The 18,794-nt window shown below is 58.4% G+C and carries 19 protein-coding genes; 14 read left to right on the forward strand and 5 right to left on the reverse strand.

The window, feature by feature from the left end; all coding sequences use genetic code 11:
• Positions 1–11 precede the first annotated feature (11 nt).
• A complete protein-coding gene (locus AC781_RS00955) occupies positions 12–1,109 on the forward strand; it encodes a Rid family hydrolase (protein WP_067772050.1) in 1,098 nt (365 codons plus the stop codon).
• An 86-nt stretch (positions 1,110–1,195) separates the two neighbouring features.
• Here the strand turns inward: AC781_RS00955 and AC781_RS00960 are convergent, their stop codons facing one another.
• Entirely contained in the window at positions 1,196–1,945 is a 750-nt protein-coding gene (locus tag AC781_RS00960; RefSeq protein ID WP_067772054.1) for a PEP-CTERM sorting domain-containing protein, read from the reverse strand.
• A gap of 110 nt (positions 1,946–2,055) precedes the next feature.
• Complete coding sequence (rnc, locus tag AC781_RS00965; RefSeq protein ID WP_067772800.1) at positions 2,056–2,739, reverse strand: ribonuclease III; 684 nt, start codon at positions 2,737–2,739, stop codon at positions 2,056–2,058.
• Positions 2,740–2,856: 117 nt separating this feature from the next.
• On the opposite strand from rnc, the gene miaB reads away from it, so the two are divergent.
• The 7 genes from miaB to AC781_RS01000 all read left to right on the forward strand — a co-directional run bounded on the left by miaB (position 2,857) and on the right by AC781_RS01000 (position 10,812).
• The gene (gene miaB, locus AC781_RS00970) at positions 2,857–4,227 is read left to right on the forward strand and encodes a tRNA (N6-isopentenyl adenosine(37)-C2)-methylthiotransferase MiaB (protein ID WP_067772056.1); all 1,371 of its coding nucleotides are present in this window, start codon (positions 2,857–2,859) and stop codon (positions 4,225–4,227) included.
• 95 nt (positions 4,228–4,322) lie between these two features.
• On the forward strand, positions 4,323–5,378 hold the full coding sequence (locus AC781_RS00975) for a S1 family peptidase (RefSeq protein ID WP_083076340.1): 1,056 nt from the start codon (positions 4,323–4,325) through the stop codon (positions 5,376–5,378).
• 141 nt (positions 5,379–5,519) lie between these two features.
• A complete protein-coding gene (locus AC781_RS00980; RefSeq protein ID WP_067772803.1) occupies positions 5,520–5,879 on the forward strand; it encodes an arsenate reductase family protein in 360 nt (119 codons plus the stop codon).
• Positions 5,880–5,913: 34 nt separating this feature from the next.
• On the forward strand, positions 5,914–7,260 hold the full coding sequence (rsmA, locus tag AC781_RS00985) for a 16S rRNA (adenine(1518)-N(6)/adenine(1519)-N(6))-dimethyltransferase RsmA (protein ID WP_067772806.1): 1,347 nt from the start codon (positions 5,914–5,916) through the stop codon (positions 7,258–7,260).
• 152 nt (positions 7,261–7,412) lie between these two features.
• Positions 7,413–8,213, forward strand: coding sequence for an EF-hand domain-containing protein (locus AC781_RS00990; RefSeq protein WP_141675663.1), 801 nt, complete (start codon positions 7,413–7,415; stop codon positions 8,211–8,213).
• Between the two features lie 248 nt (positions 8,214–8,461).
• Positions 8,462–9,691, forward strand: coding sequence for a hypothetical protein (locus AC781_RS00995; protein WP_141675664.1), 1,230 nt, complete (start codon positions 8,462–8,464; stop codon positions 9,689–9,691).
• 125 nt (positions 9,692–9,816) lie between these two features.
• Entirely contained in the window at positions 9,817–10,812 is a 996-nt protein-coding gene (locus AC781_RS01000; RefSeq protein ID WP_067772069.1) for a serine/threonine protein kinase, read from the forward strand.
• A gap of 4 nt (positions 10,813–10,816) precedes the next feature.
• Here AC781_RS01000 and AC781_RS01005 read toward each other — a convergent pair whose 3' ends face one another.
• The gene (locus tag AC781_RS01005; protein ID WP_067772072.1) at positions 10,817–11,470 is read right to left on the reverse strand and encodes an NUDIX hydrolase N-terminal domain-containing protein; all 654 of its coding nucleotides are present in this window, start codon (positions 11,468–11,470) and stop codon (positions 10,817–10,819) included.
• 296 nt (positions 11,471–11,766) lie between these two features.
• Between AC781_RS01005 and bamA the strand changes: the two genes are divergently transcribed.
• Positions 11,767–14,208: an outer membrane protein assembly factor BamA gene (gene bamA / locus AC781_RS01010; protein ID WP_425426445.1), complete on the forward strand. Its 2,442-nt coding sequence runs from the start codon at positions 11,767–11,769 to the stop codon at positions 14,206–14,208.
• A 208-nt stretch (positions 14,209–14,416) separates the two neighbouring features.
• Here bamA and AC781_RS01015 read toward each other — a convergent pair whose 3' ends face one another.
• Both AC781_RS01015 and AC781_RS01020 read right to left on the reverse strand, forming a co-directional pair.
• Positions 14,417–14,938, reverse strand: coding sequence for a TlpA family protein disulfide reductase (locus AC781_RS01015; RefSeq protein ID WP_067772076.1), 522 nt, complete (start codon positions 14,936–14,938; stop codon positions 14,417–14,419).
• Between the two features lie 21 nt (positions 14,939–14,959).
• Positions 14,960–15,517 (reverse strand): TlpA family protein disulfide reductase, encoded by a 558-nt coding sequence (locus AC781_RS01020; RefSeq protein ID WP_067772079.1) that lies wholly within the window; start codon positions 15,515–15,517, stop codon positions 14,960–14,962.
• Between the two features lie 141 nt (positions 15,518–15,658).
• Here AC781_RS01020 and AC781_RS13875 point away from each other — a divergent pair, with 141 nt between their 5' ends.
• The 5 genes from AC781_RS13875 to AC781_RS01040 all read left to right on the forward strand — a co-directional run bounded on the left by AC781_RS13875 (position 15,659) and on the right by AC781_RS01040 (position 18,794).
• Positions 15,659–16,294: a hypothetical protein gene (locus AC781_RS13875; RefSeq protein WP_067772082.1), complete on the forward strand. Its 636-nt coding sequence runs from the start codon at positions 15,659–15,661 to the stop codon at positions 16,292–16,294.
• An 82-nt stretch (positions 16,295–16,376) separates the two neighbouring features.
• Positions 16,377–16,784, forward strand: a complete 408-nt coding sequence (locus tag AC781_RS01030; protein ID WP_067772085.1) for an OsmC family protein — start codon at positions 16,377–16,379, stop codon at positions 16,782–16,784.
• Positions 16,785–16,841: 57 nt separating this feature from the next.
• Positions 16,842–17,297: a hypothetical protein gene (locus tag AC781_RS01035; RefSeq protein WP_071133166.1), complete on the forward strand. Its 456-nt coding sequence runs from the start codon at positions 16,842–16,844 to the stop codon at positions 17,295–17,297.
• A 168-nt stretch (positions 17,298–17,465) separates the two neighbouring features.
• Complete coding sequence (locus tag AC781_RS13555) at positions 17,466–18,023, forward strand: hypothetical protein (RefSeq protein WP_141675665.1); 558 nt, start codon at positions 17,466–17,468, stop codon at positions 18,021–18,023.
• Between the two features lie 42 nt (positions 18,024–18,065).
• Positions 18,066–18,794 carry a TlyA family RNA methyltransferase gene (locus AC781_RS01040; RefSeq protein ID WP_067772091.1) on the forward strand — a complete coding sequence of 243 codons (729 nt, stop codon included), beginning with the start codon at positions 18,066–18,068 and terminating at the stop codon, positions 18,792–18,794.

An 18,794-nucleotide genomic window follows, 5' to 3' on the forward strand; every position in this document is an offset into this window, starting at 1 on the left:
AAACCTGCGCGATGAATCACGCTACCTACCATTCATCCGCCGGAGCGGATGAGCACTACTTCTCACTCACCTCCCAGCCGGACCGCACCTTTGCCGCCGAAGCGGAAACCCTGCTCACACGGTATGCGGACATCTCTCAAGGATGCGGAAACACCCTGACTCTGCGTCTCCACCTCAGCGATATCGCCAACCAGGCGGCCATCATCAGACCCATGCTTCGGCACATGGATGCCTGCATCTCCCTCATCGGCCAGCCTCCCGCCAGCGGCGCACGGCTCGCTCTCGAAGCATGGCATCTCGACGGAGGCCGGCGCACCGAAGGAACACATGGCCTTGCCTTTGCCTTCTCTCCTTACACCATCCTCCCTACGGCAGCCTCCGAACCGAACCGGCAAGGCAGCCACGGTCAGACGCTTGACGCCTTCGACTGCCTACAAAAGAATTTGGATCATCTGGGCGGCTGCGTCGAACGGGACACCGTGCGTACATGGCTCTACTGCCGCGACATCGACAACAACTACGCCGGACTCGTTGAAGCCCGCAACGCATGGTTCGCGCGCCACGGCATGACGCCGGACACGCATTTCATCGCCAGCACGGGCATTGAGGGGCAACAGGAAACACCTTCCGCCCTCGTCGGCATGGATGCGCTCTCCATCCTTGGCCTGCAACGCGAACAAATCGCATACATGCAGGCTCCGGACAACCTCTCCGCCACCCACCATTACGGCGTCGCCTTCGAACGAGGCACCCGGATCACCTATGGAGACCGCTCCGCGTTCTACATCTCCGGCACGGCCAGTATCGACCCCGAGGGCCGCATCGTCCATCCGGGAAACGTCGCCCTGCAAACCGTCCGCACCGTCGCCAACATCCGCGCCCTGATGGAACGGCAGGGCGCTACCCTCGACGACCTCAAACAGGCCGTCGTCTACTTGCGCGATACGGCCGATGCTCCAATCGTCGCCGCAGAACTGGCGGCTACGCAATTTGCAAACATTCCGCATATCATGTTGAAGGCGCCCGTATGCCGCCCCGGCTGGCTCGTCGAAATCGAAGCCATCGGCATCTCGGCGCAAGGAGATCCGCGCTTCTCCCCGCTGGCATAGACATCCACTCAACCTCTCATCCCCAATAAAAAAGACGCTTTCTTCCGAAAGCGTCTTTTTTGTGGTGAAACTTCATCCTGCGACGATCAGTCCTTGCGGCGGCGGCGCAATGCCAGAGCCGCCAGGCCGAACATGCTCAGAGTTGCCGTAGCAGGTTCGGGAATCATGGCCGTCACATCCGCTTCGCTCAGTGCGCTGGTATAAACCTTCGCGAAGGAAAGCGGCAGGCCATTGGCGCCGATGGTCATGGACGATAATCCGTATCCGTTGAAATTGGTATTGATATACGGAGCCGTACTGTTCGTGTATGCCTGAGCCGTATTCTGATTACCGGCGGCACATCCCGTACCGCTCCATGAAACGAGCGTATCGTTGACATACAGGGAAAGCGCAGCCGTACGAGCCGAAGCGCTCTTCTCCGTCACCAGCACGATCTTGGTGGAGCCTCCCGTCAGCAAATCGGCGCCGATATTCGCCGTCAGAAGGCGATTCGCACCCACACCGTACTGGTACTGCAGGGAAAAACCGGAATCGGCTTTCACCAGAGAAAACGCAAACCCGCTCAGATTACCTACCGCGCCGGTCGTTGCGCTGAACAGATTGTAGGTATTATTGGCAAAAGTTGCATTCAGATCCAGCCAGAGGCCGACCGTCTGGGAACGCGTATCCGTATCTCCGCCGATCTGGGTAATCAGACCTGTGGGAGCGCCTTGGGCAGGCGTATAGGAATGGGATGAAAAAATGGCATACTCACGCTCGAAATCAGGCGAAGCGGCAGCAAATGCCGGAACACAAACAGCGGATGCAACCGCGCATGCAGAGAGAAATGTTTTCATAATAATCGTTGAGAACGTAAGAATGCTAGCCGAACAAGAAACTACTGTCAACCAAATACGGTGAAAAAGAACACACTCCTTCCCAACCATATCCATACCTTCCGGAGCCTTCAGCCTTCCCATGCTTTCGACGCTATCGCCTGCGCCGCCGCTTCCACCTCGGCCTTGCGCTTGGTGGGTCCTTCTCCCGACGCCAGTACGCGACCGTTCCAGCTAACCTCGGAATAAAAAGGAAACTCCACGTCCGGCGACACGGGGCGGGTCATATACTCGGGACCCTGGCTGTTCAAAGCCTGAAGAATAATCTGCAATTCCCCTTTCGGATTCGCATCCTTCGGGCACTCCGACAGAGATTTGATACTGTCGCGCAACAGGCGCAGGGAAACCTTGCGGGCGGCATCATACCCTCCGTCGAGCATCACGGCCCCGATCACAGTCTCGAATGTATTGGCAAGAATCGAATTCTTATCCCGCCCCCCCGTCCGATCCTCATGTTCGGAAAGAATCAGATGCCCCCCCAGACCGAGATTCTTCGCCAGCTCGCCCAAATGGGCTCGGCTCACCACGCGAGCCCTCAGCTGCGTCAGCAACCCCTCATCGGCCTTGGGAAACGCCTGAAACAACTCCCGGCTCACGACCAGCTCCAACACGGCGTCTCCGAGATACTCCAGACGCTCATAGGCAAGATTCGTCGCCTTCCGATTATCCGCACTCGGATGAGTCAGCGCCTGGCGCAGGTATTCGGGATCACGGTACACATAACGGAGCAGATTCTGTAAAGCGGCAATATCCATGGCGGGATCGAAACAAAGCTGTACCCAGTGAACCACAAAAAAAACGCTTGTCCAGTACATTTCGCGAAATTCCTTGCTTTACCGGCCGAATTCGGCTACCCTCACGCGCGTCCCGCCATGCCTAAAGTCTTCATTAAAACCTACGGATGCCAAATGAACGAACGCGACTCCGAACAAGTCGCCACCATGTTCATCGATGGAGGCTACACCATGACCGACCGCGAACACGAGGCCGACGTCATCCTCATCAACACATGCTCCGTCCGCGAAAAGGCGGAACTCAAGGCACTCGGCAAAATGGGACTGCTTACCCGCCGCCCCGAAGCAAAACCGCACGTCGTTTACGGATTCATGGGCTGCATGGCCCAAAGCAAAGGCGACGAACTCTTCCGCGCCCTGCCCCGCCTCGACCTCGTCATCGGCACGCAGAAATACCACCACATCTTCCGCTATGTGGACGACATCCTTCGCAAAAGACTTGAGCGAAGAATGGACGACCTTTCCCTCTCCCTCGCGGGCAGCAGCGTCTGCGACACCGACGAGGAAACCGGCTCCCAGAACGCCATCCGCGACCACCTTGCCCAGACCGGGCATTCCTCCGCCTTCGTCTCCATCATGCAGGGGTGCGAAATGCGTTGCTCCTACTGCATCGTCCCCTCCACACGCGGCGCAGAACGCAGCCGGCCCATGCAGGACATCATCGACGAAGTGGAATCACTCGTCCGGCAGGGCATCAAGGAAGTCACCCTCCTCGGCCAGATCGTCAACCGCTACGGCAAGGACGAACCCGCAGTCGACGGCAAATCCGCCTTCGTCCGCCTGCTGGAACAACTCAACGGCATCGACGGGCTGGAACGCATCCGATTCACCTCCCCCCATCCCATCGGCTTCCGGGAAGACCTCGTCAACGCCTATCGTTACCTCTCGAAACTCTGCAGCCACATCCACTTCCCCATGCAGAGCGGCAGCGACCGCATCCTCAAACTCATGCGCCGCCCGTACAAAAACGAAAAATACATCTCTCTCTGCGAAAGCATGCGCGAAGCCCGGCCGGACCTCGCCATCACCACCGATATCATCGTCGGCTTCCCCGGTGAAACCGAAGAAGACTACCTCGAAACCAAACGCGCCGTCGAACGCATCGGTTTCGACAACGCCTTCATCTTCCAATACTCCCCGCGAAAGGACACCCCGGCGGCGGCCATGGACGGACAACTGCCCCAGAGCGTCAAGGAAGCCCGCAATCAGGACCTCCTCGCCACAGTCAACGCCATCGCCATCGAAAAAAATGCAGCCCTCGTCGGCACGGAACAGCTCATCCTCGTCGAAGGCCCCAGCAAAACCAACGCCGACCGCCTCTCCGGCCGCACCCCGCAGAACAAACCCGTCATCATCGAAGGCGGCAGCGAACTCATCGGGAAAATCGTCCCCGTGCGCATCACCGAAAGCACCGGCTTCACCCTCTACGGCGAAATCGCGCCCTGTTGAATACCCCAACAAACAGCGGGAACGACTTGCCGTAAAACAATACCGCCGGCATTTTTGACTTGCGGCATCATGCTTTGCCCTGTAGCATAGCATGTATGAAACATTGTATAGTGGGCATACTGATCTCGTGTGCCGCCGCCGTCCATGCCGCGCCCATCCCCCAGGGAGCCGTTGACGACCAGGCCGTCAACAACAGAATGCTGAAAGGCATTGAAACCATCGCCAACGATTCGACCGTTCCGGCGTCAGGCGCACTCGTCCGGCAGCTCCGCCAAGTGGAAGGCAAAAAACTGAACCTCGCCCGCCCGACCGGCCAAAGCCCGGCCAACCATGACGAAGTGGGCGAATCCGTAGCCGTCGTCGGCATCGGCTACAAATGCAACAAATGCCCCCACTGGCACATGCGCTCGTCCGGCACGGCATGGATCGCCTCCGAAGACGGCATCCTCGTCACCAACTACCATGTCCTGAACAACCTCCCCGAATACGGCCGGGCATGCGTCCACCTCAAAAACGGGCAGGTCCATCCCATCAGGGAAGTACTCGCCAGCGACAAACTGCGCGATGTCGCCATCTTCCGCATTGATGCCAAGGGACTCAAGCCCCTTGCCGTCGGCCCCGATGCTCCCGTCGGCAGCAACCTCCACCTCATCAGCCACCCGGAAGGCAACTACTACATGTACACGGGCGGCTTCGTCCAGCGCTACACGCTCCGCACAACGCCCAACAACCAATACACCGTCGATAAAAACAAGTCCAGGCGCAGCGAACCCATCGCCTGGCTTGTCGCCTCCTGCGACTACGCTCTCGGCTCCAGCGGCGGCGGCATCTACAACGACAACGGCGAAGTAGTCGGCATGGTCTCCTCCACCACCACTCTGTACACGCCGCCTCGCCCCACGCCCGTCACACCGCTTCCCGAAGGCTTCGAAAAAAGCATGCTCGCCAACAAAACAACCCCGGCACAGAATACCGCCACACAGGAACCGGACGACATCCTGCACAAGAATGCAGGCAACAAAACGGATGCACCGGAAGCCAAGGCGCCGGAACCACAACCGGCTCGATTCCAAATGCAGCGCCACCCGCAAATGGTCCTGCGCCACTGCGTAGCCGGATACACCCTCCGGGAAATCCTCTACGGAGAATAACCCCTGCAACAGGCTTCGCACACCACCTCCCGGCCCGGCACAACGGACCGGGATTTTTTGTACGCACGCCGCTCCGGACGAAACTTCCGCATACGCACTCTCCTCTTGCTCCGGCACATGCTTCCGCATACAATCCCGGGCATGATCCCCCTGTTCGTCGAATATCCGAAATGCACCACCTGCCAAAAAGCCAAAGCATGGCTCGACAACCACGGCATCGCCTATCAGGCCCGGCACATCGTCGAACAGAACCCCACGGAGCAGGAACTGCGCCACTGGCACAGCATGAGCGGCCTCCCTCTCAAACGCTTCTTCAACACGAGCGGTCTCCTCTACAAATCCATGGAATTGAAAGACAAACTGCCGACCATGAGTGAAGACGAACAATACGCCCTTCTCGCCACCAACGGCATGCTCGTCAAACGCCCCCTTCTCGTCGGCGAAAACTACGCCCTGCCCGGCTTCCGTGAAACCGATTGGGCCGCCAAGCTTGGCATCTGACCTCATCCACCAGCCGCATCCCATCTCCGGACTCATGAAATCCAAAGACATCCGACAAGTACTCGACACCTTCGACGTACGCCCCAGCAGATCACTGGGCCAGAACTTCCTCGTCGATGAAAACATCGCACGATGGATCGTCGAACAGCTCGACATCCGCCCCGAAGACTGCGTCGTCGAAGTCGGACCCGGCACCGGAGCACTCACGGAACACATCGCCCCTCTCTGCCGCAAACTCGTCCTCGTCGAATTCGATGCCCGGCTGGCCGACTACCAGCGCACGCGCTGGCAAAACGATCCCCATGTGGAAGTCCACCATGCCGACGGCGCGGAATGGGACCCTCGCCGCCTCTTTGCGGAACAGCCCGTCAAATTCATGGGCAACCTCCCCTACTCTGCCGGAGGAGCCATCCTTCAGAACTTCCTCTCCTCGCCCAGCGCCGTCAGCCGCGCCGTCGTCATGCTTCAGAAGGAATTCATCGACCGCATCCTCGCCCTCCCCGGAGACGATGCCTACGGACTGCTCTCCCTCCGCATCCAGCGAGACTGGGTGCCCCGCGCCCTCAAAACCGTCCCGCCCGAAGCCTTCCATCCCCGCCCCAAAATCGACTCCACCGTCATGCTGCTCACCCCGCGCGACCGGAAAGAACTGCCCCCCTTCGATGCGAAACTCATGGACGAACTGATGCGCCGCTGCTTCTCCCAAAGGCGCAAGCAAATGCACAAACAGCTTCCGGACAACCCGCCGTGGAAAAACGTAGCCGCCTCCATCGGAGCTGCAGAAACGGCGCGCCCCGAAGAACTCGGACTCTCCCAGTGGGTCAACCTCACCAATGCCTACGACACCAATCCGCTGGCGGCCATCGCCCAGAAAGACGATGAAATCTTCGACGTCGTCGATGAACAGGACCACATCCTGAAACAGGCCACTCGCAAGGAAGTCCACGCAGAGAACCTCATCCACCGCGCCGTCCACATCATCGTCTTCAACAAAAACAGGGATTGCCTCATCCAGAAACGCTCCGTCCGGAAAGACCGCCACCCCGGCGTCTGGGACTCATCGGCAGCGGGCCACGTCGATGCAGGAGAAGATTACGACACCGCCGCACAACGCGAACTGCAGGAAGAACTCGGCATCGAAGATGCCCGCCTCATCCGCATCGGCACCCTGCCCCCCACCGCACAAACCGGCTGGGAGCATATCGCCGTTTACCTTGCCGGCTACACGGGAAAAATCCATTTCCCGGCGGCGGAAATCGAAGCTGTCCTGCCGCTTGCTCCGGAACTCATCGACCACTGGATCGAACGCAGGCCGGAAGACTTCGCCCACTCCTTCATCGCATGCTGGCAGCTTGCCTGCCGCTACTTCTCCGAAGCCTGATCCGGCTTCTCCTCATACCCTTTGCTGCAGGGGCTGCCGGACGGGTGAAAGAAAAACACGCACAAAAATGCAACCGCTCGTGCGCTGCGGGGTTTCCTCCTATGAACGGATACGCTCCTTCACCCAAACCGCAAACCCATACATCATACAACATGAAAAAAACGTTCCTTCTGGCGCTCTGCGCCGCACTTCCCCTGATGGCGCAGGAAGCCCCCGACCAGCCGCAGGATCAGCCGGCTCCCTCCAATGCCAAGCAGCATGGCCCCAAAGGCCATCGTGGCCAGCGTGCTCCGAAAGGCAACCTGCCTCCCGGCGCCATGCTCATCGGCCATCGCCTCCTTCTCGAAAAATACGATACGGACGGCGACGGCAAGCTCTCCGACGACGAACGCAAGGCCGTCCAGGAAGACGCCAAAAAAATGCATGAAGCCAAAAAAGCCGAAATCCTCGCCAAATTCGACACGGACGGCGATGGAAAACTCTCCGACGACGAACGCAAAGCCATGCGCGAAGACTGGAGCAAGAACCATCCCGAAGTCACCGAAAAGATGAAGGAAAAACGCCAGCAGCAGCTTCGCCAGCACCGTGAAGACATGATCAAGAAGTTCGACACGGACGGCGACGGAAAACTCTCCGACGACGAACGCAAGGCCATGCGCGAATCCATGCAGAAAGACCGCCCCAAGGGTCAAGGTCAAGGAGCCAACGGCCAGCGTGGCCCGAGAGGACCGCGTTCCGAACGTCCTGAAGGAGGCCCGCGCGGCGAATCTCCCCACAAGGGAGCAGGACAGCCGATCCCCGGAGCGGGAATCCTGATCGAATCCCTTGTCGTCGCCAAATATGACAAGGACGGCGACGGAAAACTCTCGGAAGAAGAAATCGCCGTGCTGGTCGAAGACGCCAAGGCGGCAAGGCAGCAGAAGCGGGACAAAGCCCCCGCCGAACAGAACTGATCTCCTCCCCCTGCATCCATACGGAAACACCCTCGGGCTCATAGATAGTCCGGGGGTGTTTTTTCATGTAAAATACATATTCCCTTCCTGAAAAACAGGAAAAACGCAAAACATTTAATTATTTTGAAACTATTTTCCGCTGTGGGGGTTTGTCAAGAAAAGGTTCGAATACACCCACACTACGATCCTTGAAAAACCAACCAATCAGACTCATGTTTACTGAAATCCTGACCACTGCAATCGCAGCCATGCCGGCGCTTTCTCAGCAAGGCGTCCCGCAGAATCCGCAACAGGCCAACATCGACCAGGCCGTGCAGGTTCTGTTGAACATGGCGCAGGCGTCCGCCCAGCCGGGTGCCGACGGTTCCTGCGTTATCAAGCTTGAAGGCCCGGAAGCCATCCAAGCCATGCAACGCCTCTCGGCGGCATTGAATGACTCGCAGCCTCGCACTCAGGGACGTCCGGCACCTCGCCAGGCAGGCCCCCGCACCATGCCGATGCGCCATGTCGTACCTGCCCAGCAGTGCCAGCCGGCACAGCGCATGGGTGGACAGCGTGCTCCGCAAGGTCAATTGAAGGGATCCTGCTCCATGCGTCCCGCTCAGGTAACGATCGCTACCGAGCAAAAGCCGATGATGGGCATGCGCAAGGCTGGCTTCCATCACAACCAGAACGGACAGTGCCGCAAGGCCGCATGGCTTTCTGCCGCCTCTCGCCAGGGCAAGATGATGCGCCATCACCACATGCAATCCGGCCAGAAGCCGATGACGGGCATGCGCAAAGGCGGCTTCCATCATAACCAGAACGGACAGTGCCGCAAGGCCGCATGGCTCTGCGGACCCTCCCGCCAGGGTCAAATGATGCGCCATCACCACATGCAATCCGGCCAGAAGCCGATGATGGGCATGCGCAAGGGCGGCTTCCATCACAACCAGAACGGCCAATGCCGCAAGGCCGCATGGCTCTGCGGACCCTCCCGCCAGGGTCAAATGATGCGCCATCACCACATGCAATCCGGCCAGAAGCCGATGATGGGCATGCGCAAGGGCGGCTTCCATCACAACCAGAACGGCCAGTGCCGCAAGGCCGCATGGCTCTCCGCCGCCTGTCGCCAAGGCAAGATGATGCGCCATCACCACATGCAATCCGGCCAGAAACCGATGATGGGCATGCGCAAGGGCGGCTTCCATCATAACCGAAAAGCCGGAATGGCTCCCTTCCAGGCAGCAGCCATGGCACCCGCTCCCTTCTGCAACATGCAGAAGACCTTCCGCGGAGCTCCCGCCGCCAAGCAGGCCCCCACGATCAACGTATTCATCATCAATGTGAACGTTGCTCCCCAGCAAGGCAACAAGCCCTGCTTCGGCCCTAATGTCGGCCGTCCGAACTGCGTCTCCGGCAACGGAATGACGCCGGAAGCAGCAGCCGCTCTTCAGCAGATCATGCCGGTTCTCATGAACCTTGGCAACTGCCGCTAAGAAAACAGGCTCCATTTCATCACCATACCGTCTTCCGCTCTGTGCGGAAGGCGGTATTTCCTTGCACAAACACCGTTCCTGCTTGACTCTTTCACACGTTTTCCTACAATCATATCAAATTCCATATGAGTGACAGTCATCCACCTTCCTCGTCAGGGGAGCGAACCACAAGCAACACGCGTCTGGAAGACGTACTGCTGACGTGTGTCGGCAAAGCCGGCGGACGTGAAATCCAATGCGATATTGCAGAACGTGCGCTTCCGGACGGTTTCAAACTGAACCAGTACGTCCTCGAAGAAGTTCTCGGACAAGGCGGATTCGGCATCACCTATCTGGCCAATGAACCGTTCCTCGAACGCAACGTCGTCATCAAGGAAAACTTTCCGGCATCCTTCTGCCACCGCCGGAGCGACGACATGCACGTCCACTTCCTCGACTCCGAAAAAACGGAAAGCTACGAAAAAGCCAAGCTCAACTTCCTGCGCGAAGCCCGTATTCTCGCTACACTCGATCACCCCAACATCGCACGGGTCTACACCTTCTTCGAAAGCCTGAACACCGCCTATTACGTCTCCGAAGTCGTCAAGGGCATCTCTCTCGACCATCTGGCCAGCCTCCGCCACCAGAACAAAATCCCCTTCTCTCAGGAAGAAATCTACAGCCTTCTCATCCGCACGCTCGATGCTCTCGACTACGTCCACAAGCACAAACTCCTGCACCGCGACCTGAAGCCGGACAACATCCTCATCAACCGGGACGGCATCCCCATCCTCATCGACTTCGGCGCCGCCTACCATCAGGAAGACGATCAGGAAATCTCCATCGTAGAAACCTACGGATATTCTCCGACCGAACAGACTGTCTCCAACGGCAAACTCGGTCCGTGGACGGACATCTACGCTCTAGGCGCCAGCTTCTACCACATCATGACCGGCTCGCCGCCTCCCAACTGCTCCCAAAGATCCCTCTACGACACCGCCGAGCAACTGCACCGCGACGACAAACTGCTGCGACTTTACCATCCCCACCTGCTTGGCTCCATCGACAAGGCGCTGAAGCCGAACCCGATCGACCGGTACCAAACCGTCGAAGAATGGATCCGCGACCTCGCCGAACAATAACTGCCTAGTCGAACTCGACGGGCATTCCCGCATCGGCATGCGCCCGGAAACACAGGGCTATCTGCTCTTGCGTATTGCGGGTCAGCGAAAGCGGAGGCAATCGATCTTCAGTAAAAAAACCGCATCCGGAACTTTCGGTATTCGGAGCAAACTTTCCTCCCAGCAACCGGCACAGGGCAAAAACCTTGCACACGCCGTACGCAAACGGAGGCGGATTGTGCCTGTTGCGATCATGCAGGGCGATCAGCCGCAAAGGCTCCACATCCATGCCCGCTTCTTCCTGCACCTCCTTCACCAGATTGGAGCGTATCGACTCGTTCACATCGACCCAGCCTCCGGGCAACGCCCACAAACCGTCCGCCTTCTCCTGCACCAGAAGAATCCGATTCCCGGCATCAAACACGGCTGCGCGGCAATCCAGCTTTGGAGTCTGGTATCCCGCCTCATTGCAGAACAAGCCCTCGACCACCTCCAGAGACAACCCGCTCCGCGCACTCATGATCTCCGCCGCAATCGCCCGCACCCGCCGGAACCGTTCCCGGTCGAACTCATCCTTCGAATACGCAAGCCCGGCCTGCGCCAAAGCCTGCAACTCCACGGCCCATTGCAGCCACTCCGGTGGACCGCCGCTTTTGCTTATCTGTTGATCCTGCATCATCGTCAATCCGGCGGAGATTGCCTATCCGCCACATTCCCAGCCTATGGCAACAGACCTGCCGCGTCAAGCCCCATGCATGGCCGCCGTATCCCCATCCCCATTCTTTTTTCAAGGAACTCATTCGCTGTCTGATTCCATCCTTGACTCGCAGGCAGGTTTCCCACTAAAGTACCGAATCCATTATGTCTTCGCCTATCCGTGGTAAACAGTTTTTGATCACCGGCGCCGCCGGTTCCGTCCTGGCTCTCTCTCCGGTCTTCGCCCAAAGCGCCGGAAACGACCCTTTGCTGGATGGCATGCTCTCCCCCTCGCCGACCGCTACTCCCGCCGCTACTCCCAATGCCCCACAGCCGACGAACGTACCCGCACGGCGCATTGACAGCGACTCGACCAAGCTCCTCACCGAGCAGGAAGGCATCAAGGAACTGAACAAGCTCGCCTTCAGCGAAGGCGCCTACGAAGGTCAAAAAATTGCCAAGGTATCCGTTCACTACATCAACCAGAAAGAAACGGTGGATGCCAACCGCCTGCGCGACGTGGTCGCCCTGCGTCCGGGCATGAAATACTCCAGCAAACGCGTCGACGACGACTTGAAACGCCTCGTTACGCGAGGCCTCGTGGATTCCGACTCGCGAGTAGCCGTCGAACCGATGTCCGACGGCCTTCATGTCATCTTTGAAGTCTCGGCAGCCAAACTGCTGGGCGGCGTCGGCTATCAGGGCAACCGCGAATTCGACAATGAAGACCTTTCGGAAGAAATCGGCAAGGCGCCGCAGAAACCGGGCGACACGAATCTTGTCGCCGGACAGGCTTTGAACGATAAAAACATCGCGCAGGCCCGTGCCAAAATTCTCAAAGCCTATCAGGAAGCCCGCTACCCCGACGCGCGAGTCGAATGGTTCTATGCGAAAACTCCCCGGGAAGGCTACGCCGACCTCATCTTCCGCATTCAGGAAGGCAAAAAGGTCAACATGATCGACATCGACTTCGAAGGGAACACCGCCTTCGATGCCCCGCAGCTCCGCCAAATCATGAAGACCAAGGAAAAAGGCTGGTTGACATGGATCACAAAATCCGGACGCATTGACCGCGAACAGCTCGAAGACGACCTCGACGCCCTGATCAAGCATTATCAGAACTTCGGCTACCTCCGTGCCAAAATCAAAACCGTCACCTATGGAGACAGCGGCAAGGGGAATGAACAAAGACTCCACATGAAAGTCACCATCGACGAAGGCCCCCGCTACATGGTCAACCGGGTAGCCTTCGGTCCGATGAAGGTCTTCCAGCCCGACGAACTCGTTCCCGGCCTCAGCATGCTGGACGGCGACATCTACTCCCTTCAGAAAGTCTCGGACGACATCACGATGATTCGCAAATACTACGGATCGCGCGGCTATGCCGACGCCATGCCCAATGCGGACATCGACGAAGTCGGCGTCGATGCACAGGGCCGCAGGCTCATCAACATCACCTACAACATCTCGGAAGGCACACCCTACCGTGTGGGCCGCATCAACGTGAAGGGCAACACCAAGACGAAAAACTACGTCATCCTTCGCGAACTTCCGCTCCACTCCGGCGATAACCTGAACTCTGTGGACATCGAAACGGCCCGCAAGAGGCTGGAAAACCTCAATTACTTCAACATCGTCGACGTATCCCAGACCGCATCCGCCACACCCGGCTACCGCGACATCGACATCCTCGTGCAGGAAAAGATGACGGGATCGCTCATGTTCGGTATCGCCTTCTCTACCGTGGAAAACGCCTACCTGTACGCCACCGTCACGCAATCGAACTTCGACCTGTACGACTGGAGCTCCTTCGTCGGCGGCGGCCAGCGCATGACAGTCAGCGGCAAACTCGGTACGGAATACCAGTCCGCCTCCGTCACATGGGTGGATCCCTGGTTCCTCGACCGCAAACTCTCCTTCGGCACGGAACTCTACTACAGCAACTCCGACTACCTCTCCGACTACTACACCCAGCAGAACTTCGGTACCGCGCTCTTCCTCCGCAAGGCGCTCACCGACAACACAGCCCTGCGCCTCGAATACCGAATCGAACGCTACATGCTGGATGCCAACTGGGATGCCCCGACCTTCTTCCGCGAAAACTGCGGCGACTTCAACCGGAGCCACATCGAACTCTCCTACGAATACGACACGCGTGACGCCGTCATCACCCCGCGCAAGGGCGGCAACGTCCGCGTACTGGGCGGCTGGTCCGGTCCGGGCAGCACCGTACAAACGTACAACCTGGGACTGGAAGCCTCTTCCTTCTGGAACCTCAAGTGGGATACCATCTTCAGCATCAAGCTCGGAGCCGCCACCGTAGACACCACGGACAGCAGCAAGGAAGTGCCGATCTTCGAACGCTGCTACCTCGGCGGCCCGAACGACCTCCGCGGCTTCCGCTACCGTGACGTCGGCATCAACGACCCAGCACTCACCGGCGATGAAACCATGGGCGGCCGCTCCTCCTTCTATGCCCAATTCGAATACACCGTGCCGGTCATCGAAGAAGTACGCCTCGCCTTCTTCTACGACATCGGTTTCGTCCATAAGGACGCCTTCGAATTCAATGGCGGCAAGGTAGCCAGCGACTACGGTATCGGCCTTCGCCTGAACCTGCCCTTCGGCCCGCTTGCCGTGGACTACGCCATCCCGTTGCGCACGGGCAACGCCATCGACGACGGCGGACAATTCCAGTTCTACGTCAACTACCAGTATTGATCTTTCCGCCTCATGCGGAACAACAAAAAGGCTCTTCCCTCCTACGGGAAGAGTCTTTTTCATCCCGCTTCCGGCAGCAGCGCCCACCCATCCGCCTGTTCGATAGCGAAGACAAACATACCCGAACCCAATCCTCCCCCTGCTCTTCAACACAAAGAAACCCTACGGCCTGACCGCAGGGTTTTCCTTGAAAAATAAATAAGATAAATTACTTACAGAATGTTTTGTACTGGGAAAGAAGTGAAGAAGGATGTCCATTCTTGATCACATTACCTTCGGCATCGATAATATACAAATGAGGAATGCCGTTGGGGCTCTGTGCGCCCGGAATCTTGGACTGATCCTTCGGAGCCAGAACGGGGAACTTCGCTTTGCTCGATGAAATCCACTTCTTGGCATCGGCCGGATTCTGGTCGCGGCTGAACAGAATCAATTCAATATCAGGATTTTTCTTGATTTCTTCATTGTACAGCTTGACCACATGCGGCATTTCTGCGCGGCACGGGCCGCACCAGCTGGCGGAGTACAGGCACAGATAGTATTTGGCATTCGTCTTGGCCTTCGGGCCGGTGAGAGGCTTCACCTTGGCAAGAGCCTTGCCGACTGCACCCGGAGCATCCTCCACAGCAATCGGTTTATTGTCTGCTCCCTGCGCCGTGGATACGAGGAATCCCGTTCCACCCAACATGAGGCCGGCAAGGCCGACCGTAATGATGAATTTGTTTTTCATGTTAAATTTGTATACGTTGGATTATTGGGAAGGCTTACAATATTTTTTGTAATCCTTGAGAATTTGTCCGGGCGAACCGCTCGCCACCTCGTTGCCGTCCTTATCGACAATATAGACATAGGGCAAAACGCCCTTCTTATTGCCGTAGCCCGGTACCTTGGAACCGTCGTCCTTTGAAACGACAGGAAACTTCATCTTCATCTGCTTGGCCCATGCCGCACCGGCTTCGGCCGTCTTGTCGCGGTTGAACAGAATCAGCTCGACATTCTTGTCCTTGGCGATCTTCGAATTGTAAGTACGGACGATCGACGGCATTTCCGCCCGGCAGGCCGAGCACCAGCTCGCCGAATACAGGCAAATATAATAGGGAACCTCCGTTTTCGGAGTCACCTTGCCTGCATTCTGGAAAGTCAAATCCTTCAAGGCATTGCCTATTTTATTATCCGAAACGGATACTTCCGCCGCAGCGGAGGCCGAATCGTTTCCGTTCGCCGCCATGGCAGGCAGGGAGGCTCCAAACAGGCAACCGGCAAAACAAGCCAGCCGCACGGGACGCAGCAGAGGTGCATGGTATTTCATGGTCGAATATCCGTGTAAAATATTATTTCCTTACACTTACAGAAAAAAGACAGGACTGTCAAGGTAAAAAGGCTAACGCTCTCTTTCTACTTGACTATCGTCCGGGAATTCTATAGCGTTCGCGCGTATTCGAGCATCACAATGAAAGCGGCGAACATTCTTATCCTGTGCCTGTGCGGCACATTGAGCGGCTGCGTGGCGGCACTGGCCACCGTAGGCAGCGGCATATCGGACGCCGTCGTCGGCGCGATCAAGGACGAAACCAGCGAACAGGTCTCCGGTACCGTCAAGAAAGGCGTGCGCAACCAGTTCGGCGACAAGGAAAACACGGAAAAACTCAGTGAAGAGGTCCGTGCCAACCGCATTGCCCGGCTGACCTCCAAACCCTCCGCCACGGATGCCGACCTGCTCAAGGCATGGGATATGACGCGTGGCTCGGAACACGAAGACATCCGCGACGCATGGGGAACCTGCTCCCGCAAATATCCGGAAAACCTCTACCGCCTGAGCGGACAGATTCCGGCGGCCGACAAACCGCAATTCGCCGCGCTCGTCTCCTGGCTGAATACGAACGGATGCACGCCGGGCAACGGCAAGGCGGAGCTCTGGCAAGTCTTCACCGCCTCGCCGGAAAGCTACCCCGTCCTTCCGGCCGCTACGCCCGCAGCTCCGGCGCAGCCCGCCCCCGCACAAACTCCGGCAGCCACTCCTGCCCCAGCGCCAGCACCTGCACAGCCTGAAACACCAGCCCCGGAGAAAACTTCTCCCGCTGCCTGAAAGTAAGCATCCCTCCTCCGCCGGGACATGCCGGGCACGATTTCGCCTTGCCAAGAATCCCATGCAGGGGTAGAGTGTCGTTATGGTCAAATCTCACATCACCTATCAGGGCGGCCTGCATTGCTCCGCGCAGCATGAACCTTCCAAGGCCGTCATCGAAACGGATGCTCCCGTGGACAACAACGGCAAGGGCGAAGCCTTTTCCCCCACCGACCTCGTCGGCGCGGCACTGGCGGCCTGCATGAGCACCATCATGGGCATGGTGACCGAACGCAAAGGCATCGACCTCACCGGCATGACTGTTGACGTCGCCAAGCACATGAACGCCGATCCCCGCCGCATCGGCAAGCTGGAAATCGTCATCACCGTCCCGCTGCCGGAAGACACTCCCTACAAGAGCATGCTCGAACAGGCAGCGCTCAACTGCCCCGTCAAAAAAAGCCTCCATCCCGACGTAGAAATCCCCATCACCTGGATTTGGGGCAAATAAGCCTCTCCCGCAAGGGGGCTTGCCAGCCGCATGCCCCCTGCTATCCCCATTGCCGCCATGAACAGATCCCGCTTCCTTTCCTGGGCATTTCCCGCCTTCCTGCTCCTGACGCTCGTCCCCAACTTCGCCGGCACGCTTGGCTCCGGAGCAGCTCTCGCCATCGGATGCGTTGCCATGGCGGCATGCTGGCTGCTCGTTTGGCTCCGGCTGGCATCCGAAAGCCGCCGCCCGGAATTGTCCACTCTCGTCATCCTCCCCTTCATACCGACGCAGCTCGCCCTGGCCGATCTGCATCTCTGGCCCATGGAGCATCCGGCCAGCGCCATCTCCTGGATCATTCTCTGGATTGCCTGCGGCTGCATTGCCTTTCTCTGCATCATGCCTGACGCTGAAGACCGCGACCCCGATTCGCGCATGGACGGCACCTCCGTGCTGCTGGGCACGCTGCTCGCCGCTTATGTCATCATGCAGGCCATCGGACCTCTGGCCATACTGGCCCGCAGCCTTCAATAAAACGTCATCAAATACTTTTTATTCAAAAACTGTTTCTTTTTTTAAACAAATAACTGTTCGCATGCATCACATACGACAGTGTCGCCTGACACCCCCCATATGAAAAAACACATATCATGCCTGCTACTGTCCGCATCGGCTCTTCTGTTGAGCTCTTGCGACTCCTTCATGTATTCTGATGTCGGATGGTCTGGTACGTCGACCGGCCTGTACAACAACAACGGCTGGAGCAACGCCCGCTACGATTATGACGGCTTCCCCATCTACGGCTACTATGACGGCCGCCCCGTCTACGGCTACACCTCCGTCGGCGTGCCCATCTACACGTACAACAGTCTCGACAGGCATTGCTACGTGCCGAGCTGGAAACCAGCCCCCCACTACCGCGGCCACTACCGCTATCCCTCACACGTACACCATTGCGTCACGCCGCCGAAGAGGCCGAGCCACCATGTGCCGTCGTACAGGCCACAGCCCAACAACCGCCCGGCATACTCGCCCTCACGCCCCAGCCACCGGCCCTCCTACACGCCGCCGAGCCATTCTTCTTCATCGTCTTCATGGCATTCGAGCAGCAGCGGATCAAGCCACAGCTCATGGAATACGGGCAGCCATTCGTCCTCCCACTCCTCCGGCAGCTCCTCCCACTGGAACAACCGGGACAACCACTCCGGCAGCTCCTCACCCTCGCCTTCACGCTACCCGGCAACCTCCCGCCACCGCTGAAGACAGCCGCCCCTCATACTCATTCATCCGTACCTTCATTCCGTGCCTAAACAACGCCTCGACCTCCTCGTCTCCACGCTGGGCCTCGCCGAATCCCGCGAGCAGGCCCAGCGGCTCATCCTTGCCGGGGAAGTCACCGTCAACGGCCATCCGGCCACCAAGCCCGGCATGAAGGTGGATGATACCCTGCCCATCGCCGTCAAAAACAAACCGCGCTACGTCAGCCGCGGAGGCCTGAAACTCGAAGGCGCACTTGCCGCCTTTCCGGTCTCCGCCGAAGGTAAAGTCTGCCTCGACATCGGCTCCTCCACTGGTGGCTTCACCGACTGCCTGCTCCAGCATGGAGCCGTCCGCGTACATGCAATCGACGTCGGCACCAACCAGCTCGTCTGGAAACTGCGCACCGATCCCCGAGTCATCGTCAAAGAGCAATTCAACGCCCGCTACATGACCCCCGAAGACCTGGGCGAACCCATCCAGCTCATCGTCTCGGACGTCTCCTTCATCTCGCTCACAAAAATTCTCCCGGCAGCCTTTGCCTGCATGGCCGACGGCGGCGACGCCCTCGTCCTCATCAAACCCCAATTCGAACTCCAGCCAGAAGACATCGGCCCCGGCGGCATCGTGCGCGATCCCGACCTGCACCGGCGTGCCGTCGACAAAATCCATACATTCGTCACCGAAACACTAGGCAGGCAATGGATGGGCATAGCCGACTCCCCCATCACGGGCATGGAAGGCAACAGGGAATTCCTCGCCTGGCTCAAATAG

This window comes from Neoakkermansia glycaniphila (assembly GCF_001683795.1).
GTDB lineage: Bacteria > Verrucomicrobiota > Verrucomicrobiia > Verrucomicrobiales > Akkermansiaceae > Akkermansia > Akkermansia glycaniphila.